The sequence below is a fragment of the Pseudomonas sp. Tun-23181 genome (assembly GCF_057415455.1).
Genome location: NZ_CM171630.1, coordinates 4,212,614 through 4,236,564, shown reverse-complemented (window position 1 = coordinate 4,236,564; position 23,951 = coordinate 4,212,614). Strand labels below are relative to the sequence as shown.

Genomic DNA, 23,951 nt, shown 5'->3' with positions numbered 1-23,951 from the left:
GGGCGCCGGTTTGCCGGCGATGGGCGGCCCCAGCTGCACGGCCTCGAAAGCGACTTCATCGATCACCGCCAAGGCCATCATGTCATCGAGCTCGTTCCGCCATTCATTGCGTCGCCTGTGGGGCCAAGACAAGTTCAGCTACAGCATCCGGGTGACGGTCGCCCTCACCGGCAGCCTGGCCCTGTGCTGGTACCAGAACGAGATGGGCCTGCTGATCCCGCTGTTCCTCGGCATCATCGCCAGCGCCCTGGCCGAGACCGACGACAGCTGGCAAGGCCGCCTCAGCGCCCTGGCCGTCACCCTGGTGTGCTTCGCCATCGCCGCGCTGTCGGTCGAGCTGCTGTTCCCCTACCCCTGGATATTCGCCGGCGCCCTGGCCCTGGCGGCCTTCGCCCTGACCATGCTCGGCGCCCTGGGCGAGCGCTATGGCACCATCGCCTCGGCGACACTGATCCTCTCGGTGTACACCATGATCGGCGTGGACCAACGCGGCGGCCAGGTCAGCGACTTCTGGCACGAGCCGATGCTGCTGGTGGCCGGCGCGGCCTGGTATGGCCTGCTTTCGGTGCTGTGGCAGGCGCTGTTCTCCAACCAACCGGTGCAGCAGAGCCTGGCCAAGCTGTTCCTCGAACTGGGCCGCTACCTCAAGCTCAAGGCCAACCTGTTCGAACCGATCCGCAACCTCGACGTGGAAGCTCGGCGCCTGGAGTTGGCCCAGCAGAACGGCAAGGTCGTCGCAGCCCTGAACGCGGCCAAGGAAATCATCCTGCACCGGGTCGGCAACAGCCAGCCGAACGCCAAGGTCAGCCGTTACCTGAAGCTGTACTTCCTGGCCCAGGATATCCATGAGCGGGTCAGCGCCTCGCACTACCCCTACAACGCCCTGGCCGAGGCGTTCTTCCACAGCGACGTGATGTTCCGCTGCCAGCGCCTGCTGCGCCAGCAGGGCTCGGCCTGCCAGCAGTTGGCCCAGTCGATCCGCCTGCGCCAGCCGTTCGTCTACGACACCGGTTTCACCGAAGCCCTGGAGGACCTCGACGCCTCCCTGGAGCACCTGCGCATCCAGAGCAACCCGGCCTGGCGTGGCCTGCTGCGCTCGCTGCGGGCACTGGCGGCGAACCTGGCCACCCTCGACCGCCTGCTCGGCGCCGCCAGCAACCCGGACAGCCTGGCCGACGCCAGCGACAGCAGCCTGCTCGACCGTTCGCCACGCAGCCTCAAGGATGTCTGGAGCCGCCTGCGTACCCAGCTGACCCCGACCTCGCTGCTGTTCCGCCATGCCCTGCGTCTGCCTCTGGCGCTGTCGGTCGGCTACGGCATGGTGCACCTGATCCACCCGACCCAGGGCTACTGGATCATCCTCACCACCCTGTTCGTCTGCCAGCCCAGTTATGGCGCGACACGGCGCAAGTTGGTGCAGCGGATCTTCGGCACGGCGATCGGCCTGACCGTCGGCTGGGCGCTGTTCGACCTGTTCCCCAACCCGGTCATCCAGTCGATGTTCGCCGTGGTCGCCGGGGTGGTGTTCTTCGTCAACCGCACCACCCGCTACACCCTGGCCACCGCGGCGATCACCCTGATGGTGCTGTTCTGCTTCAACCAGATCGGCGACGGCTACGGCCTGTTCCTGCCGCGCCTGTTCGATACCCTGGTCGGCAGCCTGATCGCCATCCTCGCGGTGTTCCTGTTCTTGCCCGACTGGCAGGGCCGGCGCTTGAACAAGGTGCTGGCCAATACCCTGGCCTGCGCCAGCGTCTACCTGCGCCAGATCATGCAGCAGTACGCCCATGGCAAGCGTGACGACCTGGCCTACCGCCTGGCCCGGCGCAATGCCCACAACGCCGATGCAGCACTGTCCACCACCCTGGCCAACATGCTCATGGAGCCGGGGCACTTTCGCAAGGAAGCGGACGTTGGCTTTCGCTTCCTGGTGCTGTCGCACACCCTGCTCAGCTACCTCTCCGGGCTTGGCGCGCACCGCGACACGGCACTGCCGGCCGACGTCCAGGAGCAGTTGATCGACGGTGCCGGCCAGGGCCTGGCCAACAGCCTCGACGAGATCGCCAATGGCCTCGCCGCGCGTTTGCCGGTCGCCATCCACAGCGATGCCGAGGAAGCCCTGGCCGCGACCCTGGAGCAGATGCCCGAAGACCTGGATGAACACCAACGCCTGGTGCAGACCCAATTGGCCCTGATCTGCCGCCAGCTCGGCCCGCTGCGGACCCTGGCGGCACACCTGATCAAGGAAAGCGCGCCGGCCTGAAGCCGTCACGCCTGATCAGAAACCATGCTCGTGCAATAACCGGGCGTAACTGCCGTCAGCTTTCATCGCTGCGATGGCCCGCTCGAAGCGTTCGACGACCTGCGCATGCCCGGGATACTTGAGGCTGACCAGGATATGCAGGCTGTTCTCGCCCAGCGCAGGCTCGACGAACGCAACCGCATCATGCACCGCCGGTGCCTCACGCTGCAGGTGGTAGCGCGCCACGTACTCGTCCTCCACCGCCAGGTCGACCCGCCCTGCCGCCAGCATGCGCACCGCGGACGAGAAGTCGCGCACCGGCACCTTGCGCAGACGGCTATCGCTGTCGAACTCAGGCGAGTAGGCATAGTCGCGCACCACGGCAATGGCGTAGGGGTAGAGGTCGGACAGCTGCTTGTAGCTGAAGGCCGCATCCTGCTGCCTGAGCAGGCGGATGCGGTTGCTCAGGTAGGGCTGGGAGAACTGGCCGACAAGGGTCCGCGAGTCGTTGTACCAGGCATTGACCAGCACATCGTAGCGGCCCTCGCCGATACCCAGCAGGGCCCTGGCCCAGGGTACCTCCTCGACGTCGCAGGCATAGCCGGCACGGGTCAGCGCCGTGGTGACGATATGGGTGGCCAGGCCACCACCGGGCATCGTACTGCCCGTGAAAGGCGGCCAGTTGTCGGCCACCAGGCGCAGCTTCTCGTAACCCGAGGCGCAGGTCGCCAACAGCATGCCCAGCAAACCCAGAACGTGAAGCAGTGGCCGCATGCTCAAGTCCTTTCGCAGTTGAAGACCCACGCCTTTGAAGGCGATCCTCACGACTACAGGTTTTGCAGATTACACAACGGTGGACGCCATCGGCAGCCGACAATAATGTCAATTAGCCTCTAATTTAGCCGATTTCAGGGAAAATACCGGCTTGCCGCGATGCTCAGGCACACGAGGAAAAACCGCCGGCCTGACCATAATGCTGTTCACTTAAGTCTGATGTGACATCGATTGGGGCTGCCTTGCCCGCGAAGGGCCGCAAGGCGGCCCCATTGCTTAAGCGCACAGCATTACCGGCCTGACCAGGCCTTCATGCGATCGCCTCAAGGTACTTGTCCAGCACGATGTTGCGCCCACACAACACCACCGCCACCTTCCTGCCCCGATAGGCCTGCGCCAAATGCTGCATGCCCGCCAGGGCGACACCTGCCGCGCCCTCGATGATCCAGCGTTCGCTGGCGGCAACGTCACGCATGGCCGCCCTGATCTGCTGTTCGCTGACCAGCACGGTGCGGTCCAGCAGTTGCTGGCAGAGGGGGAAGGTGATGCTGTCGGGCTCGACGCCGCCGGCGGTACCGTCGGAGATCGTCGGCGCCTCCTCCATCTCGATGATCCGCCCTTGCTCCAGCGAGCGCTGCAGGGTCGGGGCGTTGGCCGGCCAGCAGCCGATCACTTCCACCGACGGAGCAAGACGCCGCAGAGCGGCGCCAATGCCGCAGATCATGCCGCCACCCCCGACCGCGACGAAGACCGCCGCAAGGTCAGGCGCCTGCTCGAACAGTTCCATGCCGATGGTGCCCTGCCCAGCGATGATGTCGCGGTCGTTGTAGGGCGAGACGAAGGGTTTGCCCTGCAACCGTGCTTGCCTGCCCGCCTCCAGCTCCACGCCCAGCGGGTCCATGTCCAGGCTCACCACCTGCGCGCCCAGCGCACGCATGGCCTCGAGCTTGTAGGGTGAGGCGTCGCGGGTGGTGTAGACCGTCACCGGCACGCCCAGCGTGCGCCCCGCCAGGGCAAGCCCCTGCCCATGGTTGCCCGATGACGCGGTGATCACGCCCAGGCGCCGCTGCGAGGCGTCCAGCAGCCGCAGCTTGTTGCTGGCGCCGCGAAACTTGAAGGAGCCGGTGTGCTGCAGGTGTTCGCACTTGAGGAAGACCTCGCACCCGCTCATGGCCGAAAGTCGGGCGCTGTGCTCGAGCGGCGTCACGGCCACTTGTGGGCGCACTTCACGGTGCGCCTCGGTGATCGCCTGGTACAGCGCATCGAGGTAGGCGTCGTCGACGGTCATTGCAATGCCCCCAGCTTGCGCTTGGAGAGGTTGTTGGCGATGTGCACCACCGTCTGCGTCGAGAGGTCGTGGACCACCACCTCGGCATGGGGGAACAGCAAGGTGGCGATACCGTCGGCCATGGCGGCGTAGTTGCTGAAGCGGGTGGCCTGCCGTCGTGCTGGCATCTGGGGTTTCCTGGAGCGAAGGGTTGCCAATGCTAATCCACCGGGAAAAGCCGTGGAAAGCGGCGCTGCTGCTCAGGGGTACCCCAGCACCTCACGAATGCTGCGCAGGTGCTGGATGATCCACTGCTTGTCGATCGCCCCCCAGTCGAGGATGCGGTAGTGCCCGGCATGATTGCGCGCCCCCACCTGCTGCTCGAACTCGCAGATGATGTCCAGGTCGGCCAGGGCAGCGATGGTGTCCTGAGCGGTGCGCCTGGGCATGCCGGTGGCCTCCATCAGCGCCGGCACGCTGGTGGCGGTCTGGCTGTCGATCAGCCAGGCCACGTACAGGCGGCGGTAGAAACTGCTCTTGGTCTTGCTTACATCCATGCTGCTCGTTCCTCAGGTAATGCCCGGCAGCTCCCGGTAGGTCAGGTAGACGCGCAGGTCGAACTCCAGTTGATGGTAATCCGGTTCCATGTACTGGCAGAGCTGGTAGAACGCCTTGTTGTGATCCCGCTCCTTCAGGTGCGCCAGCTCATGCACCACGATCATGCGCAGGAACTGCGGCGCCGCCTCCTTGAACAACGAGGCGATGCGGATTTCCTTCTTGGCCTTGAGCTTGCCACCCTGGACCCGCGACACCGCGGTGTTCAGGCCCAGGGCACGGTGGGTCAGGTCCAGGCGGTTGTCATAGAGTACCTTGTCCAGGCCCGGTGCGGTGCGCAGGTACTCCTGGCGCAGGTCCTGGGCATAGGCGTACAGCGCCTTGTCGCTCTGCACGTCATGACGGCCGGGATAACGCTGCTGCAGATAGTCGCCCAGGCGGTCGCTGGCGATCATCTGGCGTACCTGTTCCTGCAGATGCGGGGGATAGGCTTGCAGGTAGCGTAGGGCGGTCATGGCGTCGTGTCTGCTGGGGCGATAAGGGATTCTAGCGAATATGCAGCCCGCACTGACCGGCATTTTTTGGCTAGGATGTTCACTCGCCCCCGGTCGACGCCACCGCCATGCCAAAAGTCAGCAAAGTCACCGACCCGTCCTACGAACTGATGGACGACCACGAAGGCCACTCGCTGATCTACCGTCAGCACGGTTTTCCCAGCCCGCTGGTGCGCTGGCACTTCCACAAGGAATACGAGCTGCACCTGATCGTCGCCAGCTCCGGCAAGGTATTCATCGGCGACTATATCGGCAACTTCGCCCCCGACACGCTGTTCCTCACAGGCCCGAACCTGCCGCATAACTGGATCAGCCAGGTCGCCCCCGACGAAGTGGTGAGCAAGCGCGACATGCTGGTCAATTTCACCGACGAGGTGCTCGAGGACGGCAGCAGCGTGTTCTCCGAGCTGAACCAGCTCACGCCACTGCTGGCCAGGGCGCGCTACGGCATCGAATTCCGCGACCCTGCGCTGATCGCCGAAAGCCGGCAGTTGCTGCAACGCATCGCCGACAGCCGTGGCATGACGCGCCTGGGATACTTTTTTATCCTCATGGAACAGCTCGCGGCCTGCGAGGACTACCAACTGCTGTCCACCGTCACCTCCTCGCAGCTGGCCGACGAACACCACGTCGAGCGCATCAACCGGGCCGTGGACTACATCTTCCAGCACTACGCCCAGGACCTCACCCAGAGCGAGGTCGCCGAACACCTGGGAATGACGCCCACCTACTTCTCGCGCTTCTTCAAGCAGGCCGCAGGGCGCGGCTTCGTCGAGTTCGTCAACCGCCTGCGGGTCAGCAAGTCCTGCGAACTGCTGGCCAAGAGCGACCTGCCGGTGACCGAAGTGTGCTTCGAGTCGGGCTTTAGCAACCTGTCGAACTTCAACCGGCGCTTCCAGCAGCTCAAAGGCATGACCCCTTCCGACTACCGCAGCCTGGTGACCCAGCGGCTGACCGAGCAGAACCGGCTCTGAACGAATCCCCGTGCCGCCCAGTGCAAAAAAGTATCAGCCAAAGTGCAGTCGAGGCTTTGTCGGCTCCGCTGCATGGCGGTGTAATCGGCGGCGAGCGACACAAAAACAATAATGTCTCCCGCACCGCCCCCGGTCCGGGAGGGGAGTTCACAGATGAACGACTCGATCAAGGCCTGTGTGGCCGCCGCCTGCCTGAGCCTGCCGCTGTTCGCCCAGGCCGCCGAAACCCTGACCATCGCCACGGTCAACAACAACGACATGATCCGCATGCAGCGGCTGTCCAAGGTGTTCGAGGAGCAGCATCCAGACATCAGGCTCAAGTGGGTGGTGCTCGAAGAGAACGTGTTGCGCCAGCGCTTGACCACCGATATCGCCACCCAGGGTGGGCAGTTCGACGTGCTGACCATCGGCATGTACGAAGCCGCGCTGTGGGGTGCCAAGGGCTGGCTGGAGCCGATGACGAACCTGCCCGCCGACTACGACTTGGACGACGTGTTCCCCTCGGTGCGCGACGGCCTGTCGGTGCAAGGCACCTTGTACGCGCTGCCCTTCTACGCCGAAGCCTCGATCACCTACTACCGCAAGGACCTGTTCCAGCAGGCCGGGCTGGACATGCCCGAGCAGCCGACCTGGACCCAGCTCGCCGGGTTCGCCGCCAAGCTGAACGCCCCCGACCAGGACCAGTACGGCATCTGCCTGCGCGGCAAGGCCGGCTGGGGCGAGAACATGGCCCTGGTCGGCACCGTGGCCAACGCCTTCGGCGCGCGCTGGTTCGACGAGCAGTGGCAACCGCAGTTCAGCGGCGCGCAGTGGAAGAACGCCCTGAACTTCTACGTCGACACCCTGAAGCAGTACGGCCCGCCCGGCGCCTCCAGCAACGGCTTCAACGAAAACCTGGCGCTGTTCAACAGCGGCAAGTGCGCGATCTGGGTCGATGCCAGCGTTGCCGGCTCGTTCGTCACCGACAAGCGCCAGAGCAAGGTCGCCGACCAGGTCGGCTTCACCTTCGCGCCGAAGGAAGTGACCGACAAGGGTGCCTCCTGGCTGTATGCGTGGGCGCTGGCGATTCCCAGCAGTTCCAAGGCCAAGGAGGCGGCGAAGACCTTCAGCACCTGGGCCACCTCCGAGGCATACGGCAAGCTGGTGGCCGACAGGGAAGGCGTGGCCAACGTGCCGCCAGGCACCCGCGCCTCGACCTACAGCGATGCCTATCTGGCGGCCGCGCCCTTCGCCCAGGTGACGCTGGAGTCGCTCAAACGGGTCGACCCGAACCACCCCACCCTCAAGCCGGTGCCTTATGTCGGTATCCAGCTCGTGACCATTCCCGAGTTCCAGGCCATCGGCACGCAGGTCGGCAAGCTGTTCTCCGCCGCCCTGACCGGGCAGATGAAGGTCGACCAGGTGCTCGCCGCCGCCCAGCAATCCACCGCCCGCGAGATGAAACGCGCCGGTTATCCCAAGTAACCCGCCCCTGACCGTTGCCGCGCCGCTACCGGCGCGGTGGCTGGCCGCTCGCCCTCTTTCGATGCACACGGAGTCGCCATGAACACTTCGGCCCTCGATACCCCGACCCTCGCCGCCACGCGCCCCGGCAAACGCCGTGTCGGCCCTGGCTGGTTCCTGGTCAGCCCCTCGGTGGCGCTGCTGCTGTTGTGGATGATCGTCCCCCTGGGCATGACCCTGTATTTTTCGTTGATCCGCTACAACCTGCTGTACCCTGGCGAGAACGCATTCGTCGGCCTGGAGAACTTCAGCTTCTTCGTCACCGACGCCGGCTTCTTGCCCGGCGCCCTGAACACCTTGACGCTGGTCGGGAGCGTGCTGGCGATCAGCGTGGTGTTCGGCGTGCTCATCGCCGCGTTGCTGGAGGCGGGTGAATTCTGGGGCCGGGGCGTGGTGCGGGTGCTGCTGATCTCGCCGTTCTTCATCATGCCCACGGTCAGCGCGCTGCTGTGGAAGAACCTGATCTTCCACCCGGTGTCGGGCATTCTCGCCGCCGTGTGGCGCCTGTTCGGCGCCCAGCCGGTGGACTGGCTGGCGCATTATCCACTGCTGTCGATCATCCTGATCGTCTCCTGGCAGTGGCTGCCGTTCGCCATCCTGATCCTGATGACCGCCATGCAATCCCTCGATCAGGAGCAGAAGGAAGCCGCGCGCCTGGACGGCGCCGGCCCGCTGGCCATTTTCTGGCACCTGACCCTGCCGCACCTGGCGCGGCCCATCGCCGTGGTGGTGATGATCGAGACGATCTTCCTGCTCTCGGTGTTCGCCGAGATCTTCACCACCACCAGCGGCGGCCCCGGCTACGAGTCCACCAACCTCGCCTACCTGATCTACAACCAGGCACTGCTGCAGTTCGATGTCGGCATGGCATCGGCCGGTGGCCTGATCGCCGTGCTGATCGCCAACATCGCCGCCATCGTGCTGGTGCGGATGATCGGCAAGAACCTCACCGAGCGCAGCTGAGGAGCCCGCCATGCTGACACTCAAGCAAACCCGTCGCCTGCGCGATGCATCGATCGGCCTGTTGTGCTGGGGCATCGCCCTGGTGATCTTCTTCCCGATCTTCTGGATGCTGCTGACCAGCTTCAAGACCGAGCTCGACGCATTCGCCACGCCGCCGCAGTTCCTCTTCCAGCCGACCCTGGAGAACTACCTGCACATCAACGAGCGCAGCGACTACTTCGCCTATGCCTGGAACTCGGTGCTGATTTCCTTCTCCGCCACCTTGCTGTGCATGCTGATCGCGGTGCCCGCCGCCTACTCCATGGCCTTCTTCGAGACGCGCCACACCAAGCGCACGCTGCTCTGGATGCTGTCGACCAAGATGCTGCCGCCGGTCGGGGTGCTGATGCCGATCTACCTGCTGGCCAAGCAGTTCGGCCTGCTCGACTCGCGCCTGGCGCTGGTCATCGTCTACACCCTGATCAACCTGCCGATCGTGGTCTGGATGGTGTACACCTACTTCAAGGACATCCCCGTCGACATCCTCGAAGCGGCACGCCTGGACGGCGCCGGTACCTGGCAGGAAATCATCCGCGTGCTGCTGCCGATCGCCCGTGGCGGCCTGGCCTCGACCCTGCTGCTGTCGCTGATCCTGTGCTGGAACGAGGCCTTCTGGTCGCTCAACCTGACCTCCTCGGCCGCCGCCCCGCTGACCGCGCTGGTCGCCTCCTATTCAAGCCCCGAAGGCCTGTTCTGGGCCAAGCTCTCGGCCGTTTCCACCCTGGCCTGCGCACCGATCCTGATCTTCGGCTGGATCAGCCAGAAGCAACTGGTCCGCGGCCTGTCCTTCGGCGCCGTGAAATGAATCGCCCGTTCTCCCCTAATGTTCCCGGCCAACGCGGAGGTAACTCGACATGGCTGACCTGAAGATCCGCAACCTGCAAAAAGGCTTCGATGGGCACGCCATCATCAAGGGCATCGACCTGGACGTGCGCGACCGCGAGTTCGTCGTGTTCGTCGGCCCGTCCGGCTGCGGCAAGTCGACCCTGCTGCGGCTGATCGCCGGCCTTGAGGAGGTCAGCAGCGGCAGCATCACCCTCGATGGCCTCGACATCACCGACACCGCCCCGGCCAAGCGCGACCTGGCCATGGTGTTTCAGACCTACGCGCTCTACCCGCACATGACCGTGCGCAAGAACCTGTCGTTCGCCCTGGACCTGGCGGGCGTGGACAAGCGCGACGTGGCCGCCAAGGTGGACAACGCCGCGCGCATCCTCGAGCTGCAGCCACTGCTCGAACGCAAGCCACGCCAGCTCTCCGGTGGCCAGCGCCAGCGAGTGGCGATCGGCCGGGCGATCGTGCGTAACCCGAAGATCTTCCTGTTCGACGAGCCGCTGTCGAACCTCGACGCGGCGCTGCGGGTGCAGATGCGCCTGGAGCTGGCGCGCCTGCACCAGGAACTGGCCGCGACCATGATCTACGTGACCCACGACCAGGTCGAGGCGATGACCCTGGCCGACAAGGTGGTGGTGCTCAACGGCGGGCGCATCGAGCAGGTCGGCTCGCCCCTGGAGCTCTACCACCACCCGGCCAACCTGTTCGTCGCAGGCTTCCTCGGCACGCCGAAGATGGGCTTCTTGCGCGGGCACCTGAGCCGCCACCAAGGCAACCAATGCGAGGTCGCCCTCGAGTGCGGCACACGCGTCGCCCTGCCCTTGTGCGTGGGCGAGCTGCCGACCGGCAGCCAGGTGACACTGGGCATCCGCCCCGAACACCTGAACATCACCCGCAGCGGGCACGGCGCCCTGGGTTCGCTGCAGGTCACCGCCGATGTCAGCGAACGCCTGGGCAGCGACAGCTACTGCCATGTGCGTACCGCCTCCGCCGAGATGCTCACCGTGCGCGTGCGCGGCGACTTCGCGCCAGCCTTCGGCGAGCAACTGGAACTGAACTTCGACCCGGGGCACTGCCACCTGTTCGACAGCCACGGCCAGGCCCTCGACAAACGCCTGCAACAGGTGGCCTGAAGCCGCCTTCCAAGGATGTTCAAGATGAAACTCAACCAGCACAACCTCGGCCTGCTGGCGACCACGGTCGCCTGTCCTTCCTATGATCCGGCGCACTTGCGTCAGGGCATCGTGCACATCGGCGTCGGCGGCTTCCACCGTGCCCACCAGGCCGCCTACACCGACGCCCTGATGAACCGTGGCGAGGGCCTCGACTGGGCCATCTGCGGCGTTGGCCTGCGCAGCGAGGATCGCGCCATGCGTGATGCCCTGGCCGCGCAGGACCACCTCTACACCTTGTTCGAGCTGGGCGACCAGGCCGACACCGACGTGCGCGTGATCGCCGCCATCAACGGCATGCTGCTGGCCGAAGATGGCGCCGAGGCGCTGCTGGCCAAGCTGGCCGAGCCTGCCATCCGCATCGTCTCGCTGACCATCACCGAGGGCGGCTACTGCATGGACGACAGCACCGGCGAGTTTCGCGCCGACCTGCCGCAGATCCAGCACGACCTGGCCAATCCGCAGGCACCGCGCAGTGTCTTCGGCTTTCTCTGCGAAGCGCTGCGCCGCCGCCGTGCAGCCGGGGTGGGGGCATTCACGGTGATGTCGTGCGACAACCTCCCGCACAACGGCGAGGTGACACGCAAGGCGCTGCTGGCCTTCGCCCATCACCTCGACCCCGACCTGGCCCAGTGGATCGACGGCAACGTGAGTTTCCCCAACGCCATGGTCGACCGCATCACGCCGATGACCAGCAGCGCCCACCGCGTGGCGCTGGCCGAACGGCATGGCATCGAGGATGCCTGGCCGGTGGTCTGCGAACCCTTCGTGCAGTGGGTGCTGGAAGACAAGTTCGTCGCCGGGCGCCCGGCCTGGGAACAGGTTGGCGTACAGTTCACCGACGATGTCACGCCCTACGAACAGATGAAGATCAAGCTGCTCAACGGCAGCCACCTGGCCCTGACCTACCTGGGCTTCCTGCAGGGCTACCGCTTCGTCCACGAAACCCTGGCCGACCCGCTGCTGCGCCGCTACGTGCGCACCTTCATGGACCGGGACGTGACCCCGCAGCTCGCGCCAGTGCCTGGTATCGACCTGGAATGCTACAAGGACAGCCTGGCCGAGCGCTTCGCCAACCGCGCCATCGCCGACCAACTGGAGCGGGTGTGCTCGGACGGCTCGTCGAAGTTTCCCAAGTTCATCGTGCCCACCGCCAATCGCCTGATCGCCGACGGCCAGCCGCTGGAGCGCGTGGCCCTGGTGGTGGCGGCCTGGGCGCTGTACCTGCGCGGGGTGGACGAGAACGGCACGACCTATGCGATTCCCGACCCGCGCGCCTCGGACTGCCAGGCCCGCGCCGTGCAACGCGATGGGCTGGCCGCCAGGGTGCTGGGCGACGAAGCGATCTTCGGCACGCTGATACCGGCCTCCAAGGCCTTCGTCGCGGCGTTCGAGCGGATGTACGACAGCTTGCGCGAATTCGGCGTGAGCGAAACCCTGCGCCGAGTACTCGGCGACTGAACCCGGAGCACGACGACATGGACGGACTGTTCCTCGGCATCGATTGCGGCACCCAAGGCACCAAGGCTTTGGTGCTGGACGCCGGCAGCGGCCACGTGCTCGGCCTGGGCAGCGCCGCGCATCAGCCACCGCAGGGCACTGGCGGACGCCGGGAACAGGACCCCGGCGACTGGCTGGCCGCCCTGCGTACCGCCGTGGGCGGTGCCTTGCGTGAAGCGGGCGTGAGCGGCAAGGCAATCCGTGGGCTGGCGGTGTCCGGCCAGCAGCACGGGCTGGTGCTGCTCGACGCCCAGGGCCAGGTGCTGCGTCCGGCCAAGCTGTGGTGCGATACCCAGAGCACGCCGGAAAACCTCGAACTGCTCGAGGCCCTCGGCGGCGCCCCGGGTTCGCTGGAGCGACTGGGGCTGGTGATCGCGCCGGGCTACACGGTGTCCAAGCTGCTGTGGAGCAAACGCCGCTTCCCCGAACTGTTCGAACGCGCCGCCCATATCCTGCTGCCCCACGACTACCTCAATCACTGGCTGACCGGCCGCGCCTGCAGCGAACCCGGCGATGCGTCGGGCACCGGCTACTACGATGTGCGCCGCCGGGCCTGGGCAGCCGATGTGCTGCAACTGATCGAACCGGGCGAGCGCTTGCTGGCAGCGCTGCCCGAACTGGTCGAGCCCGGTGACTGCATCGGCACGCTGCGCACGCAGGCCGCCGAGCTGCTCGGCCTCAGCCCCCAGGCCTGGGTGGCCAGTGGTGGTGGCGACAACATGCTCGGGGCCATCGGCACCGGCAATATCCACCCCGGCATGATCACCCTCAGCCTGGGCACCTCTGGCACCCTGGCGGCCCACGCCGATCATCCGCTGGTCACACAGGGCGAGGTAGCGACGTTCTGTGCCTCGAGCGGTGGCTGGCTGCCGCTGATCTGCACGATGAACCTGACCAGCGCCTGTGGCCTGGTGCAGGCGCTGCTGCAACTGGATCGGGAGCACTTCGCCCAGCTCGCCGGGCAGGCGCCGATCGGCGCCGAAGGCTTGCTCATGCTGCCGTTCTTCGACGGCGAACGGGTGCCCGCGTTGCCCGACGCCAGCGCCAGCCTGCACGGCATGACCAGCAACAACCTGACCCGCGCCAATCTCTGCCGGGCAGTGCTGGAGGGCACCTGCTTCAGCCTGCGCCTTGGCCTGGACCTGCTGCGCGCCAGCGGCCTGCCAGGCGAAGAGATCCGCCTGGTCGGCGGCGCGGCGAAAAGCCCGCTGTGGCGCCAGGTGCTCGCCGACCTGCTCGGCCTGCCGGTGGTCTGTCCCCGGCAGACCGAAGCCGCTACCCTTGGCGCGGCGATCCAGGCCGCCTGGAGCCTGGGCCGCCAGCAGGGCGATGGCGACAGCCTGGATGCCTTGTGCCAGCGCTGCGTGAGCCTCGACGAGCGCACCCGCACGGTGCCACGGCCCGCTCAGCAGGCCGCTTATGAAATGGCCTACCAACGTTACCGGGAGCATCTACCTGGACGCTGATCGCAGGCCCCTTTCCCCTCTTTCGTGTCGGAGAGCACTTCATGTACCTGGTCTGTGGCGAAGCCTTGTTCGATGTCTTCAGCCTGGAAAACGCCCCTCGCAGCGGCGAACTGGGCTTCACCGCGATCGCTGGCGGCTCGCCGTTCAACGTCGCCGTCGGCCTGCGTCGGCTGGGCGCAGAGGCGGCGCTGTTCGGTGGGTTGTCCAGTGACTACCTGGGTGAGCGCCTGCGCCGCGTGCTGGAAGAGGAGCACGTGGACTGCCGCTTCCTGGTCCCCAGCGACGCGCCCACTACCCTGGCCATGGTGGGCCTGGATGCAAAGGGAGCGGTGCAGTACCAGTTCCGCGGCGAAGGTTGTGCCGACCGGCAGGTTCGCCTCGAGCATCTACCGGCGCTGGACAAGCGGGTGCGCGGCCTGCATGTGGGCTCCTACACCCTGGTGGTGACGCCGGTGGCCGAAACGCTGCTGGCGCTGGTGCAACGCGAAAGCCACCGACGCTTCATCAGCCTCGACCCCAACGTACGCCTCAACCCGCAACCGGATGTACAGCGTTGGCGGCACCAGGTCGAAGCCTTCGCCCGCCATGCCCACCTCATCAAGGTCAGCGAGGAAGACCTGGCCCTGCTCTACCCGACCCGTTCTCCCGCAGAGGTGGCGCGTGGCTGGCTCAACGAGCGCTGCCGGCTGGTGTTCATCACCCACGGGGGCAACGGTGCCAGCGTGCATTGTGCGCATGGCTCCTGGGCACGGCCCGCCGACACTTCGCGGGAGGTGCGTGACACAGTCGGTGCGGGCGATACCTTCCAGGCCGCGGTGCTCGCCTACCTCGCCCGCCTCGGTGCGGACAGCGCCGAGGGGCTGGCGGCCCTGGAACGGGAAACGATCGACGGGATACTCACCTTCGCCATCCGCGCGGCCGCCATCACCTGTTCGCGAACCGGCCCGCAACTGCCCTTCGCCCATGAGCTGGCTAGCGCCCCCGCCATGGACAGCGCGCCGGAGCAGCCCCTGCTTCGTTGGCAGGCATCGGCCGCCCCCTCAGGTGGCGGTCGAGCTTGAGGTCGAGCATCAACTGCGAATGGGGCCGACCAGTGAGTTGCGGGTCATGGAACCGGTACTGCTGGCGCCCGTCGCGCTTGGCCGCGTACATCGCGGCATCGGCAGCACGCAGCAACCCTTCGACAGTGACGCCGCAGTCCGCAGAGGTGGCGATGCAGATACTGACGCCAAGGCTCATGCCAAACCCGTCCAGTTGCGGGTGGCTGGCCATGCGTTCGAGCAGCCGCTCGGCAAAGCGCCCGGCCAACGCCGGGTCGGGCAAGTCCCCGAACAAGGCAATGAACTCATCGCCGCCCATGCGCGCCAGCATGGCGTGGCCGCCCAGGCAATCCTCGAGCTGTTCGGCGACCCAACGCAGCACCTGGTCGCCAGCCTCGTGACCGAGCGAGTCGTTGATCCGCTTGAAGCCGTCCAGGTCCATGTACATCAGGGCCTGAACCTTGCCCTGGCACTCGTTGCGCAACAGTGCCCCTTCGGCAGCCTGGTAGAAACCACGGCGGTTGAGCAGGCCGGTGAGCGGATCGGTGACCGCTTGGTACTCCAGTTGCTGGTGCAGGGTACGCACCACCGACATGTCCAGCACCGTGATCACCATGGCCCGCTGCTCCGCAGGCAACGGCGCACAGGAAAGAGCGACGGGGATCGACTGGCCATCGAGGGTACGCAGGCAGGCATCGTGCAGGCGCATGATCCGCCGCTCCAGGTAGGCGTGGTGGAAGTCCGAATCGCACCAGTGGCTGGCGCCTGGCAGCTGGACCAGTTCCAGCACGGGAACGCCTTGCAGCTTTCCCTGCGGGGCGGCCAGCAGCCGTGAGAGGGCCGGGTTGGCAAAGGCGATGATGCCCGCCTCGTCCACCACCAGGATGCCCTCGGCGGCGTTGTCCAGGATCGAGGCGTTGAACGCCCTGGCCGACTCCAGTTCGCGGGTCAGGCACTGCAGCAAGCGCCGGTTGCGCTGATGCTCCAGCAATGCCTGGACCTTGGGCTTGAGGATCTGCGGGTCGAAGGGCTTGAACAGGTAGTCCACCGCGCCGATGGCATAGCCCTCGAGCACGGCGGCCTCGGATTGCTTGGCGCTAAGGAAGATGATCGGAATCAGGCGCGTGCGCTGGCTACCGCGCATCAGGCGGGCGACCTCGAAACCGTCCATGCCGGGCATGCACACATCCAGCAAGACCAAGTCCACATCGTGCTGCAGCAGGGCATCCAATGCCTCCCTGCCCGAGCCAGCCGTCAATATGCGCCGATCGTGCCGCGCCAGCAGGGCTTGCATGCTGGTCAGGTTCTGCGGGTAGTCGTCGACAACCAGCAGAACGGATTGGCCGTCCGGGGTCTGGGGGTGAGCTCCATCCATGCCGCGTCTCTTGTAAGGGGGATTCCGTCTGAGATTGGATCCGATTGATTACTCTAGACTCGGCCTTGCAGGAAGCAATGAAATCAGATCGCTATCAGCTAACAAAAGTACGATGAGCCGACTAACGGTCATGGCCCGTTCCTGGGGCTGCCTCGCAGTCCCCATGCACGCACAAAAAAAACCCGCATCACTGCGGGTTTTTTTCGTTGCGAAGGCCGGATCAGTTGATCTTGGCAGCCAACTCGCCCTTGGCGTAGCGCTGGAACATGCCTTCCAGGGAGATCGGCTTGATCTTCGAGGCGTTGCCGGCAGTGCCGAAGGCTTCGTAGCGGGCGATGCAGATGTCACGCATGGCTTCGATGGTCTTGGCGAAGTACTTGCGCGGGTCGAACTCGGACTTGTTCTGCTCCAGGAAGCGACGGATCGCGCCAGTGGAGGCCAGGCGCAGGTCGGTGTCGATGTTCACCTTGCGCACGCCGTGCTTGATGCCCTCGACGATCTCCTCGACCGGTACGCCGTAGGTTTCCTTGATGTCACCACCGAACTCGTTGATGATCGCCAGCCAGTCCTGCGGGACCGAGGAAGAACCGTGCATCACCAGGTGGGTATTGGGGATGCGCTTGTGGATTTCCTTGATGCGGTCGATGGCCAGGATGTCGCCGGTCGGCGGCTTGGTGAACTTGTAGGCGCCGTGGCTGGTGCCGATGGCGATCGCCAGGGCGTCGACCTGGGTCTTCTTGACGAAGTCGGCGGCCTCTTCCGGGTCGGTCAGCATCTGGCTGTGATCCAGGATACCTTCGGCGCCGACACCGTCTTCCTCACCGGCCTGGCCGGTTTCCAGGCTGCCCAGGCAGCCCAGCTCGCCTTCCACGGACACGCCGCAGGCATGGGCGAACGCCACGGTCTGCTGGGTCACACGGACGTTGTAGTCGTAGTCCGACGGGGTCTTGCCGTCTTCGCGCAGGGAACCGTCCATCATCACCGAGCTGAAGCCCAGCTGGATGGAGCGCTGGCACACGTCCGGGCTGGTGCCGTGGTCCTGGTGCATGCACACCGGGATGTGCGGGAATTCTTCGATCGCCGCCAGGATCAGGTGGCGCAGGAAGGGGGCACCGGCGTACTTGCGGGCACCGGCCGAGGCCTGGACGATGACCGGGGAGTCGGTCTTGTCGGCGGCTTCCATGATGGCGCGCATCTGCTCGAGGTTGTTGACGTTGAAAGCCGGAACGCCGTAGCCGAACTCGGCGGCGTGGTCCAGCATCTGGCGCATGCTAATGAGTGCCATTGTGTATCTCTCTCCCGACAAGCGTCGTTGTTTCGTGCAAGCCTGCCGCAGGGGCGGTTGCTGTTCAAGTAGTGTGGGCCATCATCGCGGCCCGGCCAGTCACGGTGCCTTGCAGCCCCGCCCTATCAGATCGTTGGTCGCCACCCAGTACAGCAGGCCTTCGTCGCCCTTGGTGTGGAAAGCCAGCACCCCGTCACTGTACAGCGCGCCGGAGGCGCCCGGCTCGGACGTTAGACGGTAGACCTGGTCGCCACCGCCCAGGCGCACGTCGACCGCATCCTGCGTGGCGTTGGCGAAGCGCCAGAGCACTTCGGCCTGGCTGTCGCAGACCCAACGGGTCCAGTTGTCCGCCGGGGCGGGTTGCGCCGGCTGCAGCAACGAGCATCCTGCCAGTGTCGCCAGGGCCATCGAGGCCATCAGCGCTTTCATTCGATATCCCCGCGAAGGGCCGCACAGCGGCCCCTTCTTCAAGACCACAAAACAACCGCCAGGTTGCCAGGTACCCGATCAAGGGCATCCCGGCGCCTTGCGCTGGTGCTCGTCGTCGTATTTTTCCAGGCCCTCCGGGCCCAGGCGCTTGTTGATCACCGGTACCGTCTCCGCCTGCCACTGGGACTGGTAGCAGCCGCCGGCAGGTGGCTGCGACGGCTCGGTATCCTGGCCCTTGTTGCTGGAGCAGGCGCCCAGCGACAGGGCCACGATCATCCACGGCAATTGCTTGACCATCAGGCCGCTCCCTTTGCCAGGCGCCTTCGTTCTCAGGCCTTGGCCCGTTCTTCCAGGATTGCCACGGCGGGCAGGACCTTGCCTTCGACGAATTCGAGGAACGCACCGCCACCGGTAGAAATGTAGGAGATATTGGCACCGACGCCATACTTGTCGATGGCCGCCAGGGTGTCGCCGCCACCGGCGATGGAGAACGCGGCGCTGTCGGCGATGGCCTTGGCCAGCACCTTGGTGCCGTTGCCGAACTGGTCGAACTCGAACACACCGACCGGGCCGTTCCACAGGATGGTCTGCGACGACTTAAGCAGCTCGGCGAACTGTGCGGCGGTCTGCGGGCCGATGTCCAGGATCATGTCGTCATCGGCCACCTCGGCGATGGCCTTGACGGTGGCCTCGGCGCTCTCGGCGAACGCCTTGGCGACCACTACGTCGACCGGCAGCGGCACGCTGACCTTGGCGGCGATGGCCTTGGCCGTCTCGACCAGGTCAGGCTCGTACAGCGACTTGCCGACCTTGTGGCCTGCGGCGGCGAGGAAGGTGTTGGCGATGCCGCCACCGACGATCAACTGGTCGCAGACGCTGCTCAAGCTGTTGAGCACATCCAGCTTGGTGGACACCTTGGAGCCGGCGACGATCGCCGCCATCGGCTTGGCCGGGGCCTTCAGGGCCTTGCCCAGGGCGTCCAGTTCGGCGGCCAGCAGCGGGCCGGCCGCGGCGATCTTGGCGAACTTGGCCACACCATGGGTGGAGCCCTCGGCGCGGTGGGCAGTACCGAAGGCGTCCATGACGAACACATCGCACAGGGCGGCGTACTTCTGCGCCAACTCGTCGGCGTTCTTCTTCTCGCCCTTGTTGAAGCGCACGTTCTCGAACAGCACCAGGTCGCCAGCCTTGACCTCGACGCCATCCAGGTAGTCGGCGACCAGCGGTACGTCGCGGCCCAGTGCCTTGGCCAGGTAGTCGGCGACCGGCTTGAGGCTGTTCTCGGCGGAGAACTCACCCTCGGTCGGACGGCCCAGGTGCGAGCAGACCATTACCGCCGCACCCTTCTCCAGGGCCAGCTTGATGGTCGGCAGCGCAGCCTGGATACGCGCGTCGCTGGCTACCACACCGTCCTTCACGGGGACGTTGAGGTCTTCGCGGATCAGTACGCGCTTACCTTGCAGGTCGAGGTCGGTCATCTTCAACACGGTCATGAATGCAGTCCTTCAGGGCTGTTTGGTGCGGGTTTGGTGGACGACGTGCAGGAAATGGTCGGCAACGTCGAGCATACGGTTGGCGAACCCCCATTCGTTGTCGAACCAGGCCAGCAGGTTCACCAGGCGGGGGCCTGAGACACGGGTCTGGCTGGCATCGACGATCGCCGAATGCGGGTCATGGTTGAAATCACAGCTGGCGTGCGGCAGTTCGGTGTAGGCCAGCAAGCCTTTCAACGGGCCGTCCAGCGCCGCCTCGCGCAACACCCGGTTGACCTCAGCCGCGCTGGTGTCGCGGGCGGTCTGCAGGGTGATGTCCAGGCACGACACGTTGACGGTCGGCACGCGTACGGCTTTGGCCTGGATTCGCCCGGCAAGTTCCGGAAGCAGGCGCTCGATGCCCCGCGCAAGGCCGGTGGACACCGGGATCACCGACTGGAAGGCCGAGCGCGTGCGGCGCAGGTCTTCGTGGTGGTAGGCATCGATCACCGGCTGGTCGTTCATCGCCGAGTGGATGGTGGTGATCGACACGTACTCGATACCGAATGCCTGGTCGAGCACGCGCAGCAGCGGCACGCCGCAGTTGGTGGTGCAGGAGGCGTTCGACACCAGGCGCTCGCTGCCGTCCAGGCAACCCTGGTTGATGCCGTAGACCACCGTGGCATCCACGTCCGCCTCGCTGGCCATCGGTTGGGAGAACAGTACCCGTGGCGCACCGGCATCGAGGAAGCGCTGGCCATCGGCACGGGTGTGGTAGGCGCCGGAGCACTCCAGCACCAGGTCGATACCCAGGGCGGCCCAGTCGATGCCTTCCGGGCTTGCGCTGCGCAGCACCTTCACGCAGTCGCCGTTGATGTGCAGGCAATCGCCGTCGACCTTCACCTCGCCGGGGAAACGCCCGTGGGTGGAGTCGAAGCGAGTCAGGTATTCGAGGCTGGCCTGATCGGCCAAATCGTTCAGCGCAACGATCTCGAAGCCGGCATCCGCCCCTCGCTCGAACAGTGCGCGCAAGACACAGCGGCCGATGCGGCCGTATCCGTTGAGTGCAACTTTGTAGGGACGCTGGTGGGGCATGAACAGGCTCACGAACTAGTGCGTTGTCTGGGCAGGCCAATGGGGCCGCTGCACGGCCCATCGCGGGCAAGCCCGCTCCCACAGGTTCACGCGATACCTGTGGGAGCGGGCTTGCCCGCGAAAAGGCCGGTACAGCCTCACCGACCGATCAGTCTTCCAGCAGCTCTTCGGCAGTACCCAGGATGTTCTCCAGGGTGAAGCCGAACGCTTCGAACAGCGCACCGGCCGGAGCCGATTCGCCGTAGGTGGTCATGCCGATGATACGGCCTTCGAGGCCCACGTACTTGTACCAGAAGTCCGCATGGGCCGCTTCGATGGCGATGCGCGCGCCCACCTCGACCGGCAGTACCGACTGTTTGTAGGCGGCATCCTGGGCATCGAACACGCTGGTGCATGGCATGGATACCACGCGCACCTTGCGGCCCTGCTCGGTCAGCGTGGCATGCGCCTGGACCGCCAGCCCCACTTCCGAACCGGTGGCGATCAGGATCAGCTCAGGCTCGCCGGCGCAGTCCTTGAGGACGTAGCCACCACGGGCGATGTCGGCGATCTGCTGGGCGTCGCGCTCCTGGTGCTGCAGGTTCTGGCGCGAGAAGATCAGCGCCGACGGGCCGTCCCGGCGCTCCAGGGCGCTCTTCCAGGACACGGCCGACTCGACCGCATCGGCCGGGCGCCAGGTGTCCAGGTTCGGCGTGCTGCGCAGGGCGGTCAGTTGCTCGATCGGCTGGTGGGTCGGGCCGTCCTCGCCCAGGCCGATGGAGTCGTGGGTGTAGACGTGGATCACGCGCTGTTTCATCAGCGCCGACATGCGCACCGCGTTGCGCGCGTATTCCATGAACATCAGGAAGGTCGCGCCGTACGGCACCAGGCCGCCGTGCAGGGCGACGCCGTTCATGATGGCGGTCATGCCGAACTCGCGCACGCCGTAGAACACGTAGTTGCCGCTGGCGTCATCGGCCTCGACGCCCTTGCAGCCTTTCCACAGGGTCAGGTTGGAGCCGGCCAGGTCGGCCGAACCACCGAGGAACTCGGGCAGCAGCGGGCCGAAGGCGTTCAGGGTGTTCTGGCTGGCCTTGCGGCTGGCGATGGTCTCGCCCTTGGCGGCGACTTCGTTGATGTAGGCCTGGGCCTTCTCGGCGAAATCGGCTGGCAACTCGCCGCTCTGGCGGCGTTGGAACTCGGCGGCCAGCTCAGGGTAGGCCTTGGCGTAGGCGTCGAAGCGCAGGTTCCAGTCGGCCTCGAGCTTGGCGCCGGCGGCCTTGGCGTCCCACTCGGCGTAGATCTCGGCAGGGATCTCGAACGGGCCGTGGTTCCAGTTCAGTTCCTTGCGCGCCAGGGCGATCTCGTCGTTGCCCAGCGGCGCGCCGTGGCAGTCTTCCTTGCCCTGCTTGTTGGGCGAGCCGAAGCCGATGATGGTCTTGCAGCAGATCAGGGTCGGCCGGTCGCTCTTGCGCGCGGTCTCGATCGCCATCTTGATCTCGTCGGCGTCATGGCCGTCGACGTTGCGGATCACCTGCCAGTTGTAGGCCTCGAAACGCTTCGGCGTGTCGTCGGTGAACCAGCCGTGAACCTCGCCATCGATGGAGATGCCGTTGTCGTCGTAGAAGGCGATCAGCTTGTTCAGGCCCAGGGTGCCGGCCAGCGAGGCGACTTCGTGGGAAATGCCTTCCATCATGCAGCCATCACCGAGGAACACGTAGGTGTTGTGGTCGACGATGGTGTGGCCGTCACGGTTGAACTGGGCGGCCAGCACCTTCTCCGCCAGGGCGAAGCCCACGGCGTTGGCCAGGCCCTGGCCCAGCGGGCCGGTGGTGGTCTCGACGCCCGCGGTGTAGCCGTACTCCGGGTGGCCCGGGGTGCGGCTGTGCAGTTGGCGGAAGGCCTTGAGGTCGTCGATCGACAGGTCGTAGCCGGTCAGGTGCAGCAGCGAATAGATCAGCATCGAGCCGTGGCCGTTGGACAGCACGAAGCGATCGCGGTCGGCGAATTTCGGGTTGCTCGGGTTGTGCTTCAGGTAGTCGCGCCAAAGCACTTCGGCGATATCCGCCATGCCCATGGGGGCACCTGGGTGGCCGCTGTTGGCCTTTTGCACGGCATCCATGCTGAGGGCACGAATGGCGTTGGCACGTTCACGACGGCTGGGCATCGCTGAGTCTCCTGGGGCTTGAATAAGGTAGTGGAACGAAAAAAGGCGGCCATTTTCGCCCACAGGCGGGTCCGGGGGCAAACTTTTCCAGCCACGAATCCAGCCACGAGTGACGAGCTTCAAGCTACAAAGGGAGGCAGAGCGGTGATCGGCCCGCTTTATCGCTCGCAGCGTGGCTGCTCGAAGCTTACAGCTCATCGGCAATATCAAAACTTTTTGATATTGCTATTGCGACGACAGCATCCCCTGTCTAGACTGCCGCCTCATGAACCTACGTGCGCCCTCGGCAGACCACCAGCGAAGCGACGAACTGGCCGCCCTGTGCAAGGCCGGTGGCGACCCCTTGCGCCTGAACGTGCTGCGCGCCCTGGCCAGCGATTCGTTCGGCGTGCTGGAGTTGGCGCAGATCTTCGGCATCGGCCAGTCGGGCATGAGCCACCACCTCAAGGTGCTCGCCCAGGCCGATCTGGTGGCCACCCGCCGCGAAGGCAACGCGATCTTCTATCGCCGCGCCCTGCCCGATAGCCTGCGCCTGGGCGGCCGCCTGCACGCGGCACTGCTCGAGGAGGTCGACGGCCTGGCCCTGGCGCAGGACGTGCAGGCGCGCATCGCCCAGGTACAGCAGCGCCGGGCGGCCACCAGCCAGGATTTCTTCCTGCGCGTGGAAGAGAAGTTCCGCGCCCAGCAAGACCTGATCGCCGGCCTGCCGCAGTACCGCGAGAGCCTGCTGGCCCTGCTCGACAAGCTCAGCTTCGCGCCGACGGCCAGCGCACTGGAGGTCGGCCCGGGCGACGGCGGTTTCCTGCCGGACCTGGCGCGGCGCTTCGCCCAGGTCACGGCGCTGGACAACAGCCCGACCATGCTCGAGCTGGCACGCCAGGTCTGCCAGCGCGAAGGCCTGGACAATGTAACCCTGCAGTTGGCCGATGCACTGGGTGCAACGGATGTGGAAGCCGACTGCGTTGTGCTGAACATGGTCCTGCACCACTTCAGCGACCCGGCCCTGGCCCTGCGCCTGCTGGCCAAACGGGTGAAGGCCGGCGGCAGCCTGCTGATCACCGAGTTGTGCAGCCATGACCAGGGGTGGGCGCGGGAAGCCTGCGGCGACCTCTGGCTGGGCTTCGAGCAGGACGACCTGGCCCGTTGGGCCAATGTTGCGGGGCTGGCACCCGGGGACAGCCTCTACGTGGGCTTGCGTAACGGTTTCCAGATCCAGGTCCGCCATTTCCAGCGGGCCACTGGCGACACTCACCATCGGTAAATTTT

At 65.8% G+C, this 23,951-nt stretch carries 20 protein-coding genes and 2 pseudogenes; 10 read left to right on the top strand and 12 right to left on the bottom strand.

Annotated features, from left to right (window positions below; genetic code table 11):
* The first annotated feature begins 79 nt into the window (after positions 1 to 79).
* Positions 80 to 2,263: a YccS family putative transporter gene (gene yccS, locus ACDI39_RS20135; RefSeq protein ID WP_225788892.1), complete on the top strand. Its 2,184-nt coding sequence runs from the start codon at positions 80 to 82 to the stop codon at positions 2,261 to 2,263.
* Between the two features lie 15 nt (positions 2,264 to 2,278).
* Here the strand turns inward: yccS and ACDI39_RS20130 are convergent, their stop codons facing one another.
* The 5 genes and pseudogenes from ACDI39_RS20130 to ACDI39_RS20110 all read right to left on the bottom strand — a co-directional run bounded on the left by ACDI39_RS20130 (position 2,279) and on the right by ACDI39_RS20110 (position 5,353).
* Entirely contained in the window at positions 2,279 to 3,016 is a 738-nt protein-coding gene (locus tag ACDI39_RS20130) for a substrate-binding periplasmic protein (RefSeq protein WP_225788891.1), read from the bottom strand.
* A 310-nt stretch (positions 3,017 to 3,326) separates the two neighbouring features.
* Positions 3,327 to 4,304 carry a threonine/serine dehydratase gene (locus tag ACDI39_RS20125; RefSeq protein WP_225788890.1) on the bottom strand — a complete coding sequence of 326 codons (978 nt, stop codon included), beginning with the start codon at positions 4,302 to 4,304 and terminating at the stop codon, positions 3,327 to 3,329.
* Between the two features lie 8 nt (positions 4,305 to 4,312).
* Positions 4,313 to 4,471: pseudogene (locus tag ACDI39_RS20120) on the bottom strand (PAS domain-containing protein); the annotation flags it as partial.
* A 72-nt stretch (positions 4,472 to 4,543) separates the two neighbouring features.
* A complete protein-coding gene (locus tag ACDI39_RS20115) occupies positions 4,544 to 4,840 on the bottom strand; it encodes a winged helix-turn-helix domain-containing protein (protein WP_225788889.1) in 297 nt (98 codons plus the stop codon).
* Between the two features lie 12 nt (positions 4,841 to 4,852).
* A complete protein-coding gene (locus ACDI39_RS20110) occupies positions 4,853 to 5,353 on the bottom strand; it encodes a M48 metallopeptidase family protein (protein ID WP_225788888.1) in 501 nt (166 codons plus the stop codon).
* 107 nt (positions 5,354 to 5,460) lie between these two features.
* Here ACDI39_RS20110 and ACDI39_RS20105 point away from each other — a divergent pair, with 107 nt between their 5' ends.
* The 8 genes from ACDI39_RS20105 to ACDI39_RS20070 all read left to right on the top strand — a co-directional run bounded on the left by ACDI39_RS20105 (position 5,461) and on the right by ACDI39_RS20070 (position 14,904).
* Entirely contained in the window at positions 5,461 to 6,366 is a 906-nt protein-coding gene (locus ACDI39_RS20105) for an AraC family transcriptional regulator (protein WP_225788887.1), read from the top strand.
* A 153-nt stretch (positions 6,367 to 6,519) separates the two neighbouring features.
* Positions 6,520 to 7,830 carry an ABC transporter substrate-binding protein gene (locus tag ACDI39_RS20100; RefSeq protein ID WP_225788886.1) on the top strand — a complete coding sequence of 437 codons (1,311 nt, stop codon included), beginning with the start codon at positions 6,520 to 6,522 and terminating at the stop codon, positions 7,828 to 7,830.
* A 78-nt stretch (positions 7,831 to 7,908) separates the two neighbouring features.
* Positions 7,909 to 8,832, top strand: a complete 924-nt coding sequence (locus ACDI39_RS20095; RefSeq protein ID WP_225788885.1) for a carbohydrate ABC transporter permease — start codon at positions 7,909 to 7,911, stop codon at positions 8,830 to 8,832.
* Positions 8,833 to 8,842: 10 nt separating this feature from the next.
* The gene (locus ACDI39_RS20090; RefSeq protein ID WP_225788884.1) at positions 8,843 to 9,676 is read left to right on the top strand and encodes a carbohydrate ABC transporter permease; all 834 of its coding nucleotides are present in this window, start codon (positions 8,843 to 8,845) and stop codon (positions 9,674 to 9,676) included.
* A 49-nt stretch (positions 9,677 to 9,725) separates the two neighbouring features.
* Positions 9,726 to 10,838 (top strand): ABC transporter ATP-binding protein, encoded by a 1,113-nt coding sequence (locus ACDI39_RS20085; RefSeq protein ID WP_225788883.1) that lies wholly within the window; start codon positions 9,726 to 9,728, stop codon positions 10,836 to 10,838.
* Positions 10,839 to 10,862: 24 nt separating this feature from the next.
* Entirely contained in the window at positions 10,863 to 12,338 is a 1,476-nt protein-coding gene (locus tag ACDI39_RS20080; protein ID WP_225788882.1) for a mannitol dehydrogenase family protein, read from the top strand.
* Positions 12,339 to 12,355: 17 nt separating this feature from the next.
* Positions 12,356 to 13,843, top strand: a complete 1,488-nt coding sequence (xylB, locus tag ACDI39_RS20075) for a xylulokinase (RefSeq protein WP_225788881.1) — start codon at positions 12,356 to 12,358, stop codon at positions 13,841 to 13,843.
* 41 nt (positions 13,844 to 13,884) lie between these two features.
* On the top strand, positions 13,885 to 14,904 hold the full coding sequence (locus ACDI39_RS20070; RefSeq protein ID WP_486536995.1) for a carbohydrate kinase family protein: 1,020 nt from the start codon (positions 13,885 to 13,887) through the stop codon (positions 14,902 to 14,904).
* Between the two features lies 1 nt (position 14,905).
* Here ACDI39_RS20070 and ACDI39_RS20065 read toward each other — a convergent pair.
* The 7 genes and pseudogenes from ACDI39_RS20065 to tkt all read right to left on the bottom strand — a co-directional run.
* Positions 14,906 to 16,258: pseudogene (locus tag ACDI39_RS20065) on the bottom strand (diguanylate cyclase domain-containing protein); the annotation flags it as partial.
* Positions 16,259 to 16,478: 220 nt separating this feature from the next.
* Entirely contained in the window at positions 16,479 to 17,543 is a 1,065-nt protein-coding gene (gene fba, locus ACDI39_RS20060; RefSeq protein WP_225788879.1) for a class II fructose-bisphosphate aldolase, read from the bottom strand.
* Positions 17,544 to 17,642: 99 nt separating this feature from the next.
* Positions 17,643 to 17,972 (bottom strand): MliC family protein, encoded by a 330-nt coding sequence (locus tag ACDI39_RS20055; RefSeq protein ID WP_225788878.1) that lies wholly within the window; start codon positions 17,970 to 17,972, stop codon positions 17,643 to 17,645.
* Positions 17,973 to 18,050: 78 nt separating this feature from the next.
* Positions 18,051 to 18,269 carry a hypothetical protein gene (locus tag ACDI39_RS20050; protein ID WP_225788877.1) on the bottom strand — a complete coding sequence of 73 codons (219 nt, stop codon included), beginning with the start codon at positions 18,267 to 18,269 and terminating at the stop codon, positions 18,051 to 18,053.
* Positions 18,270 to 18,301: 32 nt separating this feature from the next.
* Positions 18,302 to 19,465 (bottom strand): phosphoglycerate kinase, encoded by a 1,164-nt coding sequence (locus tag ACDI39_RS20045; RefSeq protein ID WP_225788876.1) that lies wholly within the window; start codon positions 19,463 to 19,465, stop codon positions 18,302 to 18,304.
* A 12-nt stretch (positions 19,466 to 19,477) separates the two neighbouring features.
* A complete protein-coding gene (epd, locus tag ACDI39_RS20040; protein ID WP_225788875.1) occupies positions 19,478 to 20,539 on the bottom strand; it encodes an erythrose-4-phosphate dehydrogenase in 1,062 nt (353 codons plus the stop codon).
* A gap of 148 nt (positions 20,540 to 20,687) precedes the next feature.
* Positions 20,688 to 22,685: a transketolase gene (tkt, locus tag ACDI39_RS20035; RefSeq protein WP_225788874.1), complete on the bottom strand. Its 1,998-nt coding sequence runs from the start codon at positions 22,683 to 22,685 to the stop codon at positions 20,688 to 20,690.
* Between the two features lie 265 nt (positions 22,686 to 22,950).
* Here tkt and ACDI39_RS20030 point away from each other — a divergent pair, with 265 nt between their 5' ends.
* Entirely contained in the window at positions 22,951 to 23,946 is a 996-nt protein-coding gene (locus tag ACDI39_RS20030) for an ArsR/SmtB family transcription factor (protein WP_225788873.1), read from the top strand.
* The last annotated feature ends 5 nt before the right edge of the window (positions 23,947 to 23,951 follow it).